The following is a 19506-nucleotide window of genomic DNA, read 5'->3' on the forward strand; positions in this document are numbered from 1 at the left end:
AAGTGAAGATTTTACTTCCGGAGCATTTGGAGGCGAACCGATAGATGGAACAAACGATATGGCAACAGGAAGAGACACATTTAAAAGAAATCAGCGCTCTTCTCAAACAACAAATAAAGATACAGTCCAATCATTTAAAAAAGCAAAAAGGCGACATTGTTGAGGAACGCTCACAAGCTTCTTCGGAATTTAACGATGTTTCAGGGGAAAGTGCCATCCAGTTTTCGCAAATGCTGCAAACAATGCAATTGCGCGAACGTGAGTATCTGAATGCCAGCGAACAATTAAGCAAAATGCAAATTTTATATAAAAGTCCGTATTTCGGGCGTATTTCAATTGAAAATGAAGAAGGCGAACGGGAACATTTATATATTGGTTTATCGACATTCCGCGAACCAAAAACGGATGATGTGCTGATTTACGACTGGCGCGCACCGATTTCAAGCCTCTTTTATGAAAATAAAGTCGGGAAATCACGCTATCAAATTCCGGACGGAGAATATATTCCGGTTACGATTCAAGGCCGCCGCCAGTATAAAGTAAAGTATGACGAGCTGTTGCAAGTACTGGATGCCGATATTTATGTTGGTGATGAAGTGCTCCAAAGCCTGCTGTCGGATACCGCAAAAGAAAAGATGAAATCGATTGTCGCAACAATCCAGAGCGACCAGAACATCGTCATCCGTTCTTCAAATAAAGATAATTTAATCGTACTCGGACCGCCTGGAAGCGGGAAAACCTCTGTTGCGATGCAGCGAATTGCGTATTTGCTGTATGAGTACCGCCAAACAATGAATGCACGCAGTATTCTGCTCATTTCACCGTCTGACTTGTTCAATGACTACATTTCGAACGTATTGCCGGAACTTGGTGAGGATAATGTACAGCATACGACGTACTACCGTTTACTGCGCGATTTAAAATTGTCTTATTATAAAGCAGAAACGAGCTACGAAAATATTGAACGACTTCAAAAGGCGATTAAGGAAGAACGTGAGCACTATGCATTTAAAGGTTCACATGCCTACGTAAAGCAATTGCTTAAATATATTGAAAGTCTCAAGAAGAGCGGCATGCCGTTTTATAATTTAAAGGTCGAAGGAAAGCTGTTCGTTTCCGCCAAAAAATTGACGGATCTGTTTTATGATAAGTTCGGCGCACTGGATATTGATTTTCGTCTGAAAAAAATTCGTACAGTACTGCTGGAAAAGATAGAGCAGGAAAAAGCAAAAGACCGCAAAGTATTGATGAAGGAATTAAAGTCGATCAATACGTATATCGGAACAGATAAGGAAATCGAGCAGCAGGCAAATGAGAAGCTGCAAAAAAGGTACGGCAAACTTGAAAGTGCGATTCATCAGCTAGGGTTTGTCAATTTAAACAAAATGTATGTGCATTCGTTAACTTATCAAAACGATAATTTAAAAACGCAAATGATTCAGACAGCCACGACTGAAACACTGAAACAACGCATATTATATTACGAAGATTTGGCACCCATCATGTATATGCAAGCTGTTGTAAAAGGCTTATATACGGATAATACGATCAAACATATTGTCATTGATGAAATCCAGGACTATTCGTATTTGCAGCTGTTGGTGATTAAAGCGATGCATCCGAAAGCGCATTACACATTGCTCGGGGATAAAAACCAGGTCGTGCATCCGCAAATGAAGGACTCGCTTGCAGGTCCATTGTCCAAGCATTTCAAAGCAGTCGAATTAAACAAATCGTATCGTTCGACAAATGAAATTACCGATTTTATGAGCGCAATTTTAAACAACACGACAACAGAATCGCTTGGTGTATCAGGGGATAAGCCGCAAATTATTGAAACAAATGCAGTGCGCGAAACCATTATCCAGCTTGTTAATACGCATTATAAAGAAGAGGAAAGCTTCGTCATTTTATGCAAAAATAAGCTGGCATCCGAACAATTGTACAAGGAATTAAAACCGCTTCTTCCCCAGCTCCAGCACGTTACTGAAGAACAGAAGGTATATATGAAGGGGCTGCTCATCATGCCGGGCTATATGGCGAAAGGCTTTGAGTTTACAACAGTTCTAGTAGCGGATGCGAATGCCAATGTATACAGGGAAGAGATGGATGCATATTTACTGTATACAATTGCTTCACGTGCGACACGTCAATTATTTTTAGTAACGGACGGAACATTGCCAAAAGCGCTTGCACACATCGGTGAACAGTATTATCGTAAAGAAGTGAACATTTAGGCGGTTTTTTACGTCTAACAGAAAAGGACTACTTTTTTAGGAGATACAAATGGAAAATTTTGATTTAATTTTAGTTTTAAAGCATTTTATTATCGGTATTGTTCAAGGATTAACGGAACCGATTCCGGTGTCGTCAAGTGGGCATGTCATGATTGTCAGTGAACTTCTAGGAATGGGAGAACAAGGCTTCACATTCGCGATTTTGACAAATACAGCTTCATTAATTGCGATTATGTTTATTTACCGAGAAGATATTATACGGTTAATTACAGGATTTTTAATGTTTATTAAAACTCGCAATCGTCGTTACCGTACGGACTTTAATTTTGCGCTTTACATCATTATCGGCTCGATTCCGGCAGGGGTTTTAGGTGTACTGCTGAGTGATGTTATTGCGGATAATGTAAGCATGACGACAATCGCGATCATGCTGTTTGTGACAGGGATTGCACTATGGTTAATCCGTAATCTGCGCGGAACAAAACGTGATGGCGATTTATCGGCAAAAGATGCCCTATTAGTAGGTTTTGGGCAGGCAGCTGCATTAACACCGGGAATTAGCCGATCAGGTGCAACAATTATTTCATCTATCGCTGTCGGAATGAAACAGGAAACGGCACTGCGTTTCTCATTCATGCTGTATATTCCGGTTAGTCTAGGCGGTGTTGTATTAGGGTTTACAGACTTCCTGGATGAGCCAAACAAAGCGGATTTAGCCATTCCGTATACAGTCACATTTCTTGCGACATTATTTATGACATATTTCGCCATGCGATGGTTCATGGGTATTATGAAAAACGGAAAGCTGCATTACTTCACGTATTATTGCTTTTTAGTTGGTATTTTATTATTAATATTCTATTAGAACAGATTAAGCACGCTTGTAGTCTTCAAGACTATGAAGCGTGTTTTTTTGTTAATCGCTTTCTCTATTTTTTCGAGTCGGTGCATAACCTGATTTATAAGCGTTCTCAAGCGCTTAAACACTCCTGTTTCCTTTAAAATTCAAATTAGATCGTAAAAAAATATTGACAAATGGAGCAGATTTCTATTTAATTAGTTAGGTTAACTAACCATTTTGGATGAAATAGGGAGGTAATCTAATTATGACTTTCTTTTTACAATTGCACCGTTTTCATAAACGCTATATGCAGCGTCTGACTAATATACTGGCAGTGCATGAACTGTCCAATGCCAACTGGTCTCTAATGCAATATTTGGCGAATGAAGATCTGGCAACAATGAGTCAGATCGCGAAATATTGGGATGTTGAGAAGCCGACTGTTTCTGCAAATGTTAAAACATTGACGAAACTGGAGATTATTCAAATGAAACAAGGCAATGACAGAAGGGAAAAATATATAAGTTTGACGGAAAAAGGAGAAAGATTGTATGAAAATATTTCCCCGGAAATTAAATTTCTACAAAATCAGCTATTAAACAACCTGTCAGACGAACAACAGGAGCTTTTCGAAAAAGCTTTGTCTGATATGGAGAAAATATTGAAAGAAGGGCTAGAATGAGTGAAGTAAAAGAACCAATCTGGACGAAGGATTTTATCATTGTATCAATCATTAACTTTATCGCGATCTTAATATTCTTCCTGCTAATGGTGACCATTTCAAGTTATGCGGTAGAAACGTATCAAGTTTCAACAAGTATTGCAGGACTTGTTTCAAGTATTTTTATTATCGGGTCATTGATCGGCCGATTAGGAGCAGGGCGTCTCATCAGTAATATTGGTCCACAGAAGATGCTTTTAATTGGACTTATCGTATTTTTCGTATCTACAACACTTTATTTAATGGAATGGGGCGTTGTTTATTTATTGATCGTCCGCTTATTGCAAGGGGTTGCGGTCGGAACAGTCGGAACAGCGACAGGTACGATTGTTGCTATGATATTACCGGCATCACGTAAAGGGGAAGGAATTGGATACTTTAGTTTAAGTGCCATTTTGGCAACAGCAATCGGTCCGTTTGTCGGCATGTTCATGCTGAAGCTTGAAAACGGCTTTGATGTCATTTTCTATATGAACACGGCCCTTTCACTTATTTTACTGGTCGCTTATTTCTTTGTTAAAATTTCTTTACCACAACCAAATAAACAAAACGGAAGTGAGCCTGAGAAGCTTTCATTCCTTGAAAAATTCATCGAACCAAAAGCGCTTCCGATTTCATTTATTGCCTTATTAATCGGCTTTGCATACTCGGGAGTTATGACATTCATTACGTTTTATGCACGAGAAATCAATTTAGTGGAAGCGGCAAGCTACTTTTTCTTAGCCTATGCAGGGATTGTCGTTATTTCCCGTCCGATTACTGGGAAAATGATGGATGTGCGCGGTCCAAATATTATTGTTTATCCATGTCTTATCGTTTTTGCAATTGGTATGCTGCTGTTCAGTCAGGCATCAGCAGGCTGGATGCTGTTACTTGCAGCTGTCCTGATTGGCTTTGGTTACGGGAACTTTAATTCCATTGCACAAACGATTGCTGTTAAAGTGACGGAGCCGCATCGGTTCGGCTTAGCAACATCAACATACTTCATTTTATATGATTTAGGGTTAGGTGTCGGGCCATTTATTTTAGGTATGATTGAACCTTATACAACATACCGCACAATATTCGTATCGATGATTCCGCTCATTCTTATCTGTATTCCGCTTTACTATATATTAGTAGCGAGAAAACGGAAAATTGCATAGGTTCTGTCAAGGTAATTAGTCAAATTGACAGCTTCATGTCAGAAACTTACTAACAATAAGCATGTATCTTCTTAAAAGGTACATGCTTATTGTTTATTCAGAAAGAAAGTGATAAAATTTTGAAAATTACAAAAAGGAAGAGAGTTCACTATGCAATATTCTGATAGTATTTTAAAAACACCGTCATCATTCATCCGAAATATTTTAAAGGTAACGGATGCACACGATGTCATTTCATTTGCGGGAGGCTTGCCAAATCCAATCTCATTTCCAATTGATGAGTTAAAGCAGTCGGTAAATGATGCAATTGATACAAATGGTGCAAAGGTATTTCAATATTCTACGACACAAGGCTATTTGCCGCTACGTCAGTATATTGCAGACAAATATAATAACAAACAATCGAATTTAAACTATACAGCAGATGATGTACTTATAACGACTGGATCCCAGCAGGCGTTGGAGCTTATTTCCAAAGTTTTGCTAAACAAAGGGGACGGGGTTGTCATTGAGGAACCCGGCTATTTAGGAGCCATCCAAGCATTTACATTACGTGAACCAAGTTTCTACGGTGTAACACTTGAAACAGAAGGTATGAATGTAGAACAGTTGAAGGATGCGCTAAAACAGCCAAATGTGAAAATGGTTTATACCGTTCCGAACTTCCAAAATCCTACCGGGTTAACATATACGAAAGAGCGCCGCGAAGAAGTTTTTGAAGCGGTAAAAGATCACGATGTCATTTTTATCGAGGATGATCCGTACGGCGAGCTTCGTTTCACTGGGGAGCACTTGCCGTATATCGCAGCAGGAAAAATGACAAACAGTGTCGTATTAGGTTCGTTTTCAAAAACGGTTACACCGGGGATGCGCCTAGGCTATATTTTGACGAAAAACAAAGAACTACTGGATCATGTCGAAACAGCGAAGCAGGCGACGGATTTGCATACAAACATTTTCGGACAATACATTCTGCATCAGTATTTAACGACTAATGAGTATGAAGCACATGTTGAAAAAATTATAGCGCTCTACAAAACACAAGCGGACACAATGCTTGCTGCTATGGAAAAGTACTTCCCTCCATATGTGAACTACACGAAACCTGAAGGCGGTATGTTTGTATGGGTTACACTTCCGGAAGGCGTAAATGCACTTGAAAAATTTGCGGAAGCAATGGAGAAAAAAGTAGCATTCGTACCGGGAAATCCATTTTATACCGACAGAGAATCGGTAAATACACTACGCCTGAACTATACAAATGCAACACCTGAAATTATCGAAGAGGGTATTAAACGTTTAGCGGAAATTTTATAATGTATATTTAGGGAAGCTATTGCTTGGAGGAATCCGAGTGATAGCTTTCTTTTATTTAAAAATTCACAGAAGTACAAATGGAAAATAATAGTATAATAATATTAATTGTCAAAACGCGATATGAAGGGGTGCAATAATTTGAAAATTATGTTTGAATCGATTACCGAATTTGGCGATATACTTTTACCTGCATTTGAAGTAGAAGTACAATCACCGTCAATCAATCTATATACAGATGTGACAAAAATTAATTACATCATCAAACAATTATCATCAACATCAGAAATTTATGTACATCAGCAGGAGACTGGACATTATGAGCGCTTAACTGTAGAAGAAACGTTTCGATTTTATTTGAATTTACATAATCGAGGAGATTCAGTGGAGTCACTCATCCGGGAATTCGGTTTAGAACAACTGAAAAAAGTACGTGTGGAAAAGTTAACATTAAGCGAACGCCGTTTATTAGGATTTTTAAGAGTATACATACAGCAACATGATGTAATAGCTTTGATCGAACCGTTCCAAAATTTACAGCAAGACGAACGTAAAGTCATTTTGCATCTAATTTCAAAATTACAGCATTCAGGAAAGAAAACGATATTACTTTCGAATAACTTGGAACACTTAATCCATTTAGAAGGGGAAATCTTCAGGCTGGATCAGGAAGGGCTACATCCGCTTGATGTGAAAGAAGAGCAATCAGAACAAGCAGCAACAGAACCTGTTCAGCTTAAAATCGAAAAGATCCCTACAAAGAAAAATGAAAAAATCATCTTATTTAATCCGCCGGAAATCGATTATATCGAAAGTGTCGAGGGGGAAGTATTTGTTTATGTTGCCGGAGAAAGATACCCGTGCACACTAACTTTGAGTGAACTTGAAAAGCGGTTACATCATTTCGGATTTTTCCGCTGTCACCGCTCCTATATCGTCAATTTGCAAAAAGTAAGGGAAATAATTACGTGGACTCGCAATAGTTACAGCTTATCTCTTCAAGGTACAAACAAATCGGAAGTGCCATTATCACGCACAAAACTTACGGAGTTAAAAGAAATTGTCGGAATATAGATTTCCTGGGAAATAGTGCGTACAATTCATCGATCTATAACACCAAACACCATCAATTTGCGACAATTCACCGTCGAAATAATGCCGTCCTTCCTGTTTTTCTTTAAATTAAAGGTAACAACAAACGAGGGAGGAACAAATGATGGTAAACATTATTGAAGTTCAAAATTTGCAAATGAAGTTTGGGAAAGAAGAAGCATTAAAGAATGTTTCCTTTTCCATTAAAAAAGGAGAGATTTTCGGATTCCTTGGTCCAAGCGGTTCCGGAAAAACGACAACAATAAAAATTTTAACAGCTCAATTAACACAGACAACAGGGCAAGCACTTGTTTTTGATAAACCGGCAAGTGAAATGAATAATGTCCAACAGAAAAAGAAGTTTGGTATTTTAACGGACAACAGCGGACTATATCAACGTCTTTCTATAGAAGAAAACCTATTGCTTTACTGTCGTTTATATAATTTGCCTGAACGTGCGATAGAAGAAGCGCTCATGTTCGTTAACTTACAGAAGGACCGCAAAAAGAAGGTTAATCAGCTTTCAAAAGGGATGATGCAGCGTGTTATTTTAGCACGTACGATTATGCACAAGCCGCCGCTGCTCTTTTTGGATGAACCTACTTCCGCCTTGGATCCGGTAAATGCCCAACATATTTATAACGGGTTGCGCCAGCTAAATGAATTAGGAACGACGATTTTTTTAACAACGCACAATATGGCGGAGGCTGAGCAGCTATGTGACCGGATAGCATTTTTGCACAAAGGGGAAATCCGGGAAATAGATTCACCGGCTGCACTGAAGAAAAAATATAGTGACCAGTCCTTTACAGTGGAACTAGAGAATGGGGAAGAGCATGTTGTCCGTAATGGGGAGCAGGGGGCACTGCAAGTAATGGAGTGGATGAAAGCCGCACGCGTATCGCGTATGTATTCCAACGAACCGACATTAGGGGATATTTTCGTACAACTAACAGGGAGTGATTTAAAATGAACATGTCAATGAAACGAATTCAAGCCATTTTTGTGAAAGATTATAAAGAGTTTTCACGTAATTATGCGGTATCATCCGTTGTCTTTATGCCGATGGTTTTGGCGTTATTTTATGGACGAATCGATACAGCTTCAATGGATATGTACTTCTTTCCGATCAATATGACATTTTCAATGGTAACGGCCTATATACAGGCGTGCCTGATTGCTGAAGAAAAAGAGCGGAATACTTTGCGCGGTCTTATGATGTCTCCAGCATCAACCGTTGATATACTTTTAGGAAAAAGCTTGCTCGTATTTTTAACGACAGCGGTTATTTTGGCCGTCTCTTCTTATTTAGTTGGATACACACCGAATGATATGATCACAATTTCAATTGCATTAATGATTTCAGCCATTTTTTATTTAGCATTAGGAACAATTTGCGGTTTATTTACAAAATCGATTATGGAAGCTTCGTTAGCGGTGTTACCGGTTATGGTGATCTTTACATTTGGCCCATTAGCAATTCATTTAGTAGAAAGCAATATACTCGTAAAAGTGGTAGAGTGGTTGCCGAGCACACAGTTGCTGCGAATAGCAGAACTATCACAGGCGGGGAAAGGCCTCTCAGAGTTAATCGGTGCATTTAGCATCATCACAATGTGGACAGTGGCAGCTGTCATCACATCGATTATATTATTTAAGAAACGTACGAAAGATGAGTAGACTTGTAAATAGAAACAGCTGTACCAAGGTAAAACTTTGGCACAGCTGTTTTTTTAACCAATATGAAACTATAAAAAGAAGCATACCCAATAGAGTATGCTTCTTGCAACTAACTATGTGAACTTAATTCCTAAGAATTAAAGTTTTGTAACGTTAGTAGCTTGTGGGCCACGGTTGCCTTCTTCAACGTCGAATTCAACTTTTTGACCTTCGTCTAAAGTTTTGAAACCTTCGCCTTGGATAGCTGAGAAGTGTACGAATACATCGTTACCGCCTTCAACTTCGATGAAACCGAAACCTTTTTCTGAGTTAAACCATTTTACTGTACCTTGTTGCATGAGAGAAAACCTCCAAAAAATTAATTAATTGAATTGCTAAATGTATAAAAAATTCACACATTAAAAAAGGGAGCGTACACGTTCACTTTTTTAATATGTGAATTGATCGTAAACAGCTTAAGCAATTTAATTAAGTTTATTGTATAACAACATTATCCAAATGTCTACTAAAAATATTCGAAATGAAGAGGAAAATTTTGATTTTTCGTACAAATGAAGGGAAAGTATGAGGTGAATACATCGAGTTAATAGTACTTTACTAGTGAATTAACGGAAGAATAAGTAAAAATTTATGTATAAGAATAATTTTTTAACCTTATTTTCAAAAAACATATTCACAATCAACTAACCGCAAACAATTTTTATGTTTTATTTGAATAATTTTGTTGTCTAATATTAATATACCCGAGCTTTCAAAAGTTAAACATCATATTGTATTCTTATAAAAAATTTTTGTGACATCTTATTATGAATTATGAAATACGGTCGTAATTCAAATACATCTAGGCACGATTGATGTATGGTATAGTTGGTTCAAAGAGTTACGAAAGGATTGTTTACAATGGTTAAAAGCTTAGTATTAGCAGAGAAACCTTCAGTAGCACGCGATATTGCGAATGTGCTGAAGTGTCATAAAAAAGGTAATGGATTTTTAGAAGGAGACAAATATATCGTCACATGGGCGCTAGGACATTTAGTAACGCTGGCAGATCCGGAGAGCTATGACGAGAAATATAAAAAGTGGGATTTAGCTGATTTACCAATGCTGCCGGAGCGTCTGAAGTTAACAACAATTAAGCAGACGAGCAAACAGTACAATGCTGTAAAATCACAGCTTACACGTAATGATGTCAAAGAAATCATCATTGCAACAGATGCAGGGCGTGAAGGGGAATTGGTTGCACGCTGGATTATTGAACGTGCAAAAGTAAATAAACCGGTTAAGCGTTTATGGATATCATCTGTTACCGATAAAGCAATTAAAGAAGGCTTTGCAAATTTGAAACCAGGTAAAGCATATGAAAACCTGTATTATGCAGCGGTTGCCCGAAGTGAAGCCGACTGGTATATCGGGCTGAACGCAAGTCGCGCATTATCGACGAAGTTCAATGCACAGCTTAATACTGGCCGAGTACAGACGCCGGTTGTCGCAATGGTCGCGGCCCGCGAAGATGAAATTAAGCACTTTAAACCTCAAACGTATTATGGCATTGAAGCCCAAACGAAAGAGCTGAAATTAACTTGGCAAGACCAGAACGGTAATTCGCGCAGTTTCGATAAAGACAAGATCGATAAAATCGTCAATACATTGGATAAGCAAAATGCGAAAGTCGTCGATATTGAACGTAAACCGAAAAAGTCGTTTTCACCAGGGCTTTATGATTTAACTGAATTACAGCGTGATGCCAACAAGCTATTTGGCTATTCGGCAAAAGAAACGCTGAATATTATGCAGAAGCTTTATGAATCACATAAAGTGCTCACATACCCTCGTACAGATTCACGTTATTTATCATCTGATATTGTCAGCACATTACCTGAACGTCTCAAAGCATGTGCTGTAGGGGAATATCGTACTTTAGCGAACAAAGTACTAACAAAACCGATCAAAGCAAATAAATCGTTTGTTGATGACAGTAAAGTATCGGATCACCATGCCATTATCCCGACTGAAGAATATGTAAACTTTGCAAACTTCAATGATAAAGAGCGCAAAATTTACGATTTAGTCGTAAAGCGTTTCCTTGCGGTACTTTTCCCTGCACATGAGTATGAGCAGTTAACGGTTCAAGCTGAAATCGGGAAAGAGAAATTCATCGCACGTGGTAAAACAGTCATTACTGCAGGATGGAAAGAAGTGTACTCGAATCGTTTTGATGACGAGGAAATTTCAGAGGATGTAAAAGAACAGCTGTTGCCGCGCCTTGAAAAAGGACAAGTACTGAACGTGTCATTACTAGCCCAAACTTCAGGGCAAACAAAACCGCCAGCACGCTTTACAGAGGCGACGATACTGACAGCGATGGAAAATCCGGCGAAATATATGAACACGCAAAATAAAGCACTTGCTGATACATTGAAATCGACTGGCGGTTTAGGAACGGTTGCCACACGTGCAGATATCATCGATAAACTGTTCAATTCATTCCTTATCGAAAAGCGCGGAAAAGACATTCATATTACATCAAAAGGGCGCCAGCTATTGGATTTAGTTCCGAATGAACTGAAATCACCGGAAACGACAGCACAGTGGGAACAAAAGCTCGAGCAAATTGCTAAAGGCAAGCTGAAAAAAGATGTTTTCATTAATGAAATGAAACAGCATACGAAAGCAATCGTTGCCGATATTAAAAACAGCGATAAAAAGTTCAAGCACGATAATATTTCAACGAAGACCTGTCCTGATTGCGGAAAGCCGATGCTTGAAGTAAACGGGAAAAAAGGTAAAATGCTCGTATGTCAGGACCGTGAATGTGGTCACCGCAAAAACGTATCACGCGTAACGAATGCACGCTGCCCGCAATGTAAGAAAAAGCTGGAACTGCACGGACAAGGTGATGGCCAGATTTTCGTATGTAAATGCGGTTACCGCGAAAAACTGTCCGCATTTGAAGCGCGCCGTAAAAAAGAAGGCGGCGGTAAAGTCGATAAACGCAGTGTTCAAAAATATTTGAAGCAGCAAGAAAAAGAAGCCGAGCCAATTAATAACGCATTTGCGGATTTATTAAAAGGCATGAAGTTTGATGATTAATCAATTCAACAATTAAATGCAAGATTGGAAAGAGATCGAACATAAGTAATTAAATAAGAGGAAAACCTTTATTAAGAAACGGATATATTGCAAAATTGATTGGAATGGAGGGCGACTCCTGCGGGAATAGCGTGACGCCTGAGACTACAGGCTCAGGCCACGCCCGCGGAAAGCGTCCCGGAATGGAGATCAATTTTTAACGCTCAGAAAAAAAAAAGCTATTTTTCTCTCAGAGAAAAATAGTTTTTTTTGGGTATGACCCAGCCCCTTTCGTGTTTAAAGGGGCTTACATTCTTTCGATTTTATCTATAAAAAGCGTAAGAATGGAATCCATTGGGGCCTCTCCATTCGCAACAGCATTCACTTTATCAACATATTCGTTGGCGACTAAATATTTTAACGGCTGCTCTACTGCATGAAAATATTTGAATGTTTCCCTTGCGATCTCATCCCAATCTTTATAGTAGATTAAATAGTCATTTGCCGTTACTTTTGTTCTTGTTGTGCCTTCCTCGGGGATGCACTCAAATTCTTCAATAAGACCCAAAGCTCCGTAATCACATGTTAATTGCTCGCCAGGCAGGATATCTTTTGCAGCCATTTGAAAATTATAAGCTGTATCAACACAATTCGGATTGAAACTGTGGTTCATATATTTGGCATGATCCCAATGTAGGACATAGATACCGTTCGACTCTAAATATGCGTATTTATAGATATCCGCTTTTTGTAGATTACCGAGGCTTTCGATAAACTCCTCTGTCAGCATGAGGTCAAGGTCATCTTTAATCCAGACAATCGACCCTTTTGGGATTAATTTTGTTGCAAAGACGCCAACGCCTACCTGCTCACTGACAAATTGAATTTCAGTATCCGGGTGCATCATTAGTAACTCCTCCTTATAAGTAAACCCATTCAAATGCGTATTGAATGGGGGGATATGTTATTTCCTTGAAATCAGATTGTTTTAATATGTTATGGCATTGCTTTCTAGTTGGAATAGGCTTTCGTCTTATTTATAGCTATGTAGAACTAACTAGTTAGAAATTTACTTTAATTAAAAAAAGCCATTTTCCTCCTAAAGAGAAAAACGGCATTTCTACGATTTATTTTAAGCAATATTTAGCAACGACTTCAGCACCAGCTTTTGCTGCAACTAATAATGCTCGTTCATCAATATCAAACTTTGGATGATGATTCATATAAGGGACATCTATATACGTCGGTTGGCAGCCGATATAGTAAAAAGTGGAAGGCTTTGCGAGTGCATAATAAGCAAAGTCCTCGGAGCCGGAAAATAAAGGCGCTTCTTCAATGGCGATGATTTCTTCCTGTTCCGAGGCTTCCAGTGTTTCGACAACAAAGTTTGTTAAGTCTTCATCGTTTACTAATGGCGGGTAATCCTTTTCATAAGTGAGCGTACAAGTCACACCAAACTGGACTTCCAAACCATGTACTAACCGTTTGATTTCCTGTTCAATCGTAGCGTGAACTGCATCGTTCATATATCGGACATCACCTTCAAGTGTTACCGCATCTTTAATAACGTTAAACGTGCCTTTCCCGTCAAAGGAGCCGATTGTAACGACTCCCATATCATACGGGTTTAACCGTCTGCTAATAACGGTTTGTACGGTCGTGACAAAATTAGAGGCTGCAACAATTGCATCGTTTGCCAGGTGAGGGGACGAACCATGTCCTCCTGTACCATGGACAATCAGTTTGAAAAATGAGCGACCGGCCATAGCAGCGCCAGCACGATAGCCGATATGTCCAACTTTAAATGTTGGGAATAAATGTGCTCCAACAATAATTTCGCAATCATCGAGCAAGCCGGAGTCCATCATACTTTTTGCACCACCAGGAGGTTTTTCCTCTGCATGCTGATGAATAATTTTTACTGTTCCGTGCAGCTCATCCTTTAATTGAATAAGGCTGTCCGCCAAAATAAGCAAATAAGCGGTATGCCCGTCATGGCCGCAAGCATGCATGACACCGGGATTCTTCGATTTGAACGGGACATCTGTTTCCTCTTCGATCGGCAAGGCATCAAAATCTGCACGTATTCCAATGACAGGTCCCGGATGGCGGCCTTGTATTTCTACAATAATTCCATAGCCATTTCCGACATTATGATGGATCGTTACGTCTTTATTTTCATAAAAATCCGCAATATACTGCGATGTTTGCACTTCTTCAAATGAGAGTTCGGGATTTTCATGCAGATGACGGCGAATTGCAATCATCTCATCGTTTCGAGCTGCTAACTTGTCCATTAACTGTTGTTTAATTGTCATGATGCTTGTTCACTCGCTTTCATTTTTTCAAGAATTACCGCAAAGATAACTGTTCCTGCAATACAAATAAATGTTTGGAACGACGGCGGAACAGGACCAAGTGCCGCGAATATACCTAATGCGATTGCGCCTATCCCCCAAACAGGCTTTTTAAGGGCAAACTGTGCGAGTACGCCTCCAAAAATAGCCGGCAATACAAAACTGAAGCTCGCGCGGATTGACTCCGGCAATGCATTAATTAAATACGAACCACCTAAAATTACAACTATTAGCATTGTCGTATTCACAATCGAAGCAGCAGAAATCGCTAATGTCGCTGTCACTTCACCTTTGCGTGTTCCTGGCTCTGCTTTCACGATGGATTGCGCAATAGATGCGCTAGGTAAGCACATATTCCCGATATTCCCTGTAAGAAAGGCCAAATACGTACCCGATACACCTAAAATAGGATAATAGCTAATTGGTTCGACAAACCAAATGATTGATACAACGGCCCCGTAACTTAAAAAACCTGTTAAGATAACAGACCAGCCTGGATGATACTCTAGACCAAACGATAAATAGAGGGGAAAGGCAATCGTACAAATGATGACACCCCAAATAGTAAGACGTCCCCAGAAATGCGCTTGACTATGAAACGTTGCAAAGTTTTCCTCGCTTTTTGCAGGTGAAGCAACTGTTGTGTGACGCTCTAAAACGACCATATTATTCTTCCTCCTTCTATTAAATTAAGAAATATCCGACGCTCATACCGACTAAAATAACTAATCCTAGCGACCACTCACGGAGCCAATTTTGGTTGAAGCGTTGTGCTGCCCACATAATAGCCGGCATGACAAGTAAAGCGACTAAAAAAATAATCGTTTCATTCATGCCTTTTGAGATCTGGCCCCCGCCAAAATAGCCGAAAGCACCAATCATTGCTGCAGTCGAAACGACACTCAACCACTTTGCGCGACTACCGCCACCGCTCGTTAACTTAGTTTGAAGACGGCCGAGTGATTTCGTGAATAAAGCAGTTACAAGCAACCAGCCCATGCCACCTAAGCACATTGTCCACGCTGCTGCTGTAAATGCTTGTGCCGAGAAGTTTTTATCACTCAGCTGTTCACCAGCAGCTTCAGCCCCGAGACTTGCTCCTACTGTTTCGATTGGTGCGGATCCGACAATACCGATTCGCATCATTGTTGTTGGTTCACCAATTAACGTAATTAAAGAAATGGCAACGATAATAATGGCAAAAGACGGACCGAGTGAACTAATTGCACCTGTTCGGATAATAGAAGTGACTTCCTTGTTCGTTAAACCGACTTCCGGTGCAACTTTTTTTGAAATACGTATAAAGATGATCGCTTGGAAAATCACGATGAGCACAATGACAAACGCTAATACCCATAACACCGGATGATCCATAATTTCTGATGCTAACTTCAAAGAGACCCCTCCTTTGAATTGACGAACAATTCAGTTTTTTTACACTATACTTTGTTTTCTTATTGCGAAACAATGTGCAATCCTCTATATTTATAAATAAAATTATGGAATATCCTACATATTTAAGAGAAAGGGGAATGTCTATGTCAGATGGACAAGAAGCAATTCTACGTCAATTAACACTATCGAATAAACAGTTATCTATCCTCGTGGAAAGTATCCGGACAATTACTTCCAAACTCCATATTGATGAAGTATTACATACGATCATGCGTCATGCGCTGGACGTTATTCCTGAAGCAGACGCAGGTTATTTAATGCTTTTCGATGAGCAAAAACAATGCCTTATTCCTAAAACCTATATTCATTTTCCTCCACTAATTGAGCAATTTCAAACAAAGCCAAATGAGGCCATCACTGGACGTGTATTTGCGACAGGAATCGGTGAGTTCTTTAACAGTTACGATGAAATTATGGCTGCTATGTACCATCAAAATGTAAGCCCCCGTAACTTACGGACAATTTTAAAGAGCACACATGTCCCGCAGGCAGCACTTTGTGTACCGATAACTGTTGATACTAAACCGATTGGCATCATGATCCTTCACCAACTCCAAAAGAAAAGAGACCTCACACAAGAAGATCTATTATTTTTTCAAGCCTTTGCCGATCAGGTAGGGGTGGCAATTCAAAAAGCACAGTATTATGAACAGATGCTTGAAAAAGTAAAAGAAGCGCACGAACTGTCTCTGGCATTAGAGACAAAACATACCCTTCTTAAACAACGCTATGACGTACATGCTCGATTAAATCAATTGCTTTTGCAAAATGAATCCATATCCGTCATTTTAAATGAACTGCAAATCTTAACACAATTACCAATTGGTTTTTACGACGCATATGATGATGTGTTTTTTGAAGACGATCTGTCAATTCCTCATCACACAAAAACAAAAATAAAAAAACAATTACTCTTTAAAATGAATCCATTTGAATACCGGCTTAAAAATGACCGCAGCTTTATTGTTTATCCGCTCTATAATTTGGATATTTGTTTAGGGAGCATGATTATCGAACAGAAAGCCAACATTTCCTACAAAGATCAGCAAACACTGGAACAGGGGGCCAATATATTAACGCTGCAAATTTTACGCAATAAAAATGTTCAAGAACTCCATAACAAACGAATCCAGGAAACATTCCATCAAATTATCGATGCACCGAATCAAAAATCAATTGCCTCTATGGCATACCACTTGGATTTGGACGTACAGGATTACTACCGGTTATGTATTATCGAGTTCAAACAAACGGCGGACATGCTATCGATTGATCAGCATTTGCATCAATTCATCACGCTGCTAAAAGAACAATTTTCAGGTGAGCGGAAACTGCTGTTTTATGAAAAAAACAAAATTACGCTGTTAATTGGTGTGCCGTCGCCAATTATGCTTACATCTTTACACGAAACATTTTCGAAGCTTCAAAAAAAGTGGCAGTTACAGCATAAGCCGCTGTTTCGCTGTGCAATTAGTAAACAATATCAAACACTTCAGACGGTTTCTGCTCTTTTCGAGGAAGCACTGCAAACATTGCGTTTTTTACATGTTCGTGATGAATGGACAATTACAAGCTACGATAAAATCGGGCTCAATCAGCTAGTTTTACAAATCCCGCCACAGGATTTGGCGAACTTCATTCATGAACAAATCGGGGAGTTAATAGTGCAGTCGAACAAAAGCCACCTCTATGAAACATTGCTGGCCTATTTTAAGTTTAACCGTTCCATTCAGCAAACAGCCCAGCATTTACACATCCATACGAACACACTGTACCAGCGCTTAAACCGGATTGAACAGATGTTAAATGTCTCTTTGCAGCTACAGGAGGACGCTTTGAAAATACAGTTAGCATGCTATTTAAAGGAAAATTATTTATCACCTGCAGAAAAACGAGAGTAAATGTAGCGGAGCAAGGGAAGAGAACTGTATTACTGGTAAATTCATACACCATAATAAAAATGTATACTAAAAATTCAAGTGAGTATAAAATAGTACAAGTCAGCATTTTGGGGTAATGTTATATTAAAAAAACAATGTTGGCTAACGGTTAGTGTAGGGAAGTGACTATATATTCGGGAAGATAGAGAATTTTTATTTGATGGGGTAGGACAATCTACATACTAACTGAATAAGTTGAAAAAATAGAGGATGTGAAACAATGGATTGGTTTGGCAATATATTGGGAGAAGTAAATACACTATTATATTCATATGTATTAATAGTTTTATTAGTAGGAACGGGTATATTTTTAACGTTCAAAACAAAGTTTATTCAATTTAGACTAATTAAAGAAATGTTCAAACTTATAACAGAAGCGGCACCAACAGATAAGTCAGGGAAAAAAGGGATCTCTTCATTTCAGGCATTTACAATATCTGCGGCTTCCCGTATCGGTACAGGGAATATAGCAGGTGTAGCGACGGCAATCGCTCTTGGCGGTCCAGGTGCAATTTTTTGGATGTGGATGATTGCACTGATCGGTGCGGCATCTGCGCTAATCGAAAGTACGTTAGCCCAAGTATATAAAGTTAAAGATAAAAGTACTGGGTTGTTTCGCGGTGGCCCTGCTTACTATATGGAAAAAGGTTTAAATAAAAGATGGATGGGCATTCTTTTTGCCATTGTCATTACGATTACTTATGGTTTTATTTTTAATTCCGTTCAGGCAAATACGATTTCCATTGCGTTTGAAGAGAGCTTTGGTGCCAATCGTGTTGTTGTAGGTTTAATATTGGCTGCCCTAACAGGGGTTATTGTTTTTGGAGGGCTGAAGAGAATTGTAAGCTTTACTCAAATAGTTGTTCCTGTTATGGCAATTTTGTATATTGTAATCGCACTTATTGTGGTATTCCTCAATATTTCCGAAATTCCGGGTGTGTTTCTCCTTATCATAAAGTCTGCCTTTGGATTGGAAGAAGCTTTTGCAGGAATGATTGGTGCAGCAATTATGAATGGGATTAAACGCGGATTATTCTCAAATGAAGCAGGGATCGGGTCTGCACCTAATGCAGCAGCAACAGCAGATGTTTCCCATCCGGTTAAGCAAGGGCTGATCCAAGCTCTTGGTGTATTTATTGATACATTAGTTGTTTGTACGGCAACAGCAGCCATCGTATTATTAGGCGATGCATATCTGCAGTCTGACGCAACTTCAGTCAATTTAACGCAAGCCTCTTTAGTTAATAGTTTAGGGGATTGGGCAGGAAGCTTCTTAGCAATTATTGTATTTATGTTTGCCTTTAGTACAGTTATCGGCAATTACTATTATGGTGAATCGAATATCAGTTTTATTAAAGAGTCAAAAACGGGCTTATTGGTATTCCGTGTATTTGTCGTACTTTTCGTTATGTTTGGTTCAATTGCAAAAGTACAAATTGTATGGGATTTAGCGGATCTATTTATGGCCTTTATGGCAATCATCAACTTAATTGCCGTTCTTCAACTTTGGAAAGTAGCCAAACCGGTTGTTAATGATTATTTACATCAGCGCAAGCAAGGCAAAAATCCAGTATTCTATAAGAAAAACGTACCTAATATAGGTGAAGTGGAATGTTGGGGAGAAGATGCAGAAGTAGAAAGAAAACATTAATTTA

16 protein-coding genes are annotated in these 19506 nt (G+C 39.0%); 11 read left to right on the forward strand and 5 right to left on the reverse strand.

Annotation, left to right across the window (positions count from 1 at the left end; all coding sequences use genetic code 11):
• Positions 1–44: 44 nt before the first annotated feature.
• From MKY51_RS02160 to MKY51_RS02195, 8 genes are all read left to right on the forward strand, one after another.
• A complete protein-coding gene (locus MKY51_RS02160; RefSeq protein ID WP_339175014.1) occupies positions 45–2237 on the forward strand; it encodes a DNA helicase in 2193 nt (730 codons plus the stop codon).
• 49 nt (positions 2238–2286) lie between these two features.
• Positions 2287–3102 (forward strand): undecaprenyl-diphosphate phosphatase, encoded by an 816-nt coding sequence (locus MKY51_RS02165; RefSeq protein WP_339175015.1) that lies wholly within the window; start codon positions 2287–2289, stop codon positions 3100–3102.
• 241 nt (positions 3103–3343) lie between these two features.
• Positions 3344–3760, forward strand: coding sequence for a winged helix DNA-binding protein (locus MKY51_RS02170; protein ID WP_339175016.1), 417 nt, complete (start codon positions 3344–3346; stop codon positions 3758–3760).
• The gene (locus tag MKY51_RS02175; protein ID WP_339175017.1) at positions 3757–4944 is read left to right on the forward strand and encodes an MFS transporter; all 1188 of its coding nucleotides are present in this window, start codon (positions 3757–3759) and stop codon (positions 4942–4944) included. Before MKY51_RS02170 ends, MKY51_RS02175 begins: the two co-directional genes overlap by 4 nt.
• A gap of 150 nt (positions 4945–5094) precedes the next feature.
• Positions 5095–6261 carry a PLP-dependent aminotransferase family protein gene (locus tag MKY51_RS02180; RefSeq protein WP_339175018.1) on the forward strand — a complete coding sequence of 389 codons (1167 nt, stop codon included), beginning with the start codon at positions 5095–5097 and terminating at the stop codon, positions 6259–6261.
• Positions 6262–6408: 147 nt separating this feature from the next.
• Positions 6409–7332 (forward strand): LytTR family transcriptional regulator DNA-binding domain-containing protein, encoded by a 924-nt coding sequence (locus MKY51_RS02185; RefSeq protein ID WP_339176556.1) that lies wholly within the window; start codon positions 6409–6411, stop codon positions 7330–7332.
• A 142-nt stretch (positions 7333–7474) separates the two neighbouring features.
• Positions 7475–8323 (forward strand): ABC transporter ATP-binding protein, encoded by an 849-nt coding sequence (locus MKY51_RS02190; protein WP_339175020.1) that lies wholly within the window; start codon positions 7475–7477, stop codon positions 8321–8323.
• Positions 8320–9030 carry an ABC transporter permease gene (locus tag MKY51_RS02195; RefSeq protein ID WP_339175021.1) on the forward strand — a complete coding sequence of 237 codons (711 nt, stop codon included), beginning with the start codon at positions 8320–8322 and terminating at the stop codon, positions 9028–9030. Before MKY51_RS02190 ends, MKY51_RS02195 begins: the two co-directional genes overlap by 4 nt.
• Positions 9031–9167: 137 nt before the next feature.
• On the opposite strand, the gene MKY51_RS02200 is transcribed toward MKY51_RS02195, so the two are convergent.
• Complete coding sequence (locus MKY51_RS02200) at positions 9168–9368, reverse strand: cold-shock protein (RefSeq protein WP_008404655.1); 201 nt, start codon at positions 9366–9368, stop codon at positions 9168–9170.
• Positions 9369–9930: 562 nt separating this feature from the next.
• Here MKY51_RS02200 and MKY51_RS02205 point away from each other — a divergent pair.
• Entirely contained in the window at positions 9931–12120 is a 2190-nt protein-coding gene (locus tag MKY51_RS02205) for a DNA topoisomerase III (protein ID WP_339175025.1), read from the forward strand.
• A 286-nt stretch (positions 12121–12406) separates the two neighbouring features.
• On the opposite strand, the gene MKY51_RS02210 is transcribed toward MKY51_RS02205, so the two are convergent.
• From MKY51_RS02210 to MKY51_RS02225, 4 genes are all read right to left on the reverse strand, one after another.
• Entirely contained in the window at positions 12407–13006 is a 600-nt protein-coding gene (locus tag MKY51_RS02210) for an SET domain-containing protein (protein ID WP_339175027.1), read from the reverse strand.
• Between the two features lie 220 nt (positions 13007–13226).
• Positions 13227–14417, reverse strand: coding sequence for an amidohydrolase (locus tag MKY51_RS02215; protein ID WP_339175028.1), 1191 nt, complete (start codon positions 14415–14417; stop codon positions 13227–13229).
• Positions 14414–15121 carry a small-conductance mechanosensitive channel gene (locus tag MKY51_RS02220; RefSeq protein WP_339175029.1) on the reverse strand — a complete coding sequence of 236 codons (708 nt, stop codon included), beginning with the start codon at positions 15119–15121 and terminating at the stop codon, positions 14414–14416. Before MKY51_RS02220 ends, MKY51_RS02215 begins: the two co-directional genes overlap by 4 nt.
• Before the next feature lie 19 nt (positions 15122–15140).
• A complete protein-coding gene (locus MKY51_RS02225; RefSeq protein ID WP_339175030.1) occupies positions 15141–15851 on the reverse strand; it encodes a DUF5058 family protein in 711 nt (236 codons plus the stop codon).
• Positions 15852–15994: 143 nt separating this feature from the next.
• On the opposite strand from MKY51_RS02225, the gene MKY51_RS02230 reads away from it, so the two are divergent.
• Together MKY51_RS02230 and MKY51_RS02235 are read left to right on the forward strand one after the other, a co-directional pair.
• Positions 15995–17812: a helix-turn-helix domain-containing protein gene (locus MKY51_RS02230; RefSeq protein WP_339175031.1), complete on the forward strand. Its 1818-nt coding sequence runs from the start codon at positions 15995–15997 to the stop codon at positions 17810–17812.
• 259 nt (positions 17813–18071) lie between these two features.
• Positions 18072–19502, forward strand: coding sequence for an alanine/glycine:cation symporter family protein (locus tag MKY51_RS02235; protein WP_339175032.1), 1431 nt, complete (start codon positions 18072–18074; stop codon positions 19500–19502).
• Positions 19503–19506: the final 4 nt, after the last annotated feature.

The organism is Solibacillus sp. FSL R5-0691 (genome assembly GCF_037974225.1).
In the GTDB taxonomy this organism is placed as follows: domain Bacteria; phylum Bacillota; class Bacilli; order Bacillales_A; family Planococcaceae; genus Solibacillus.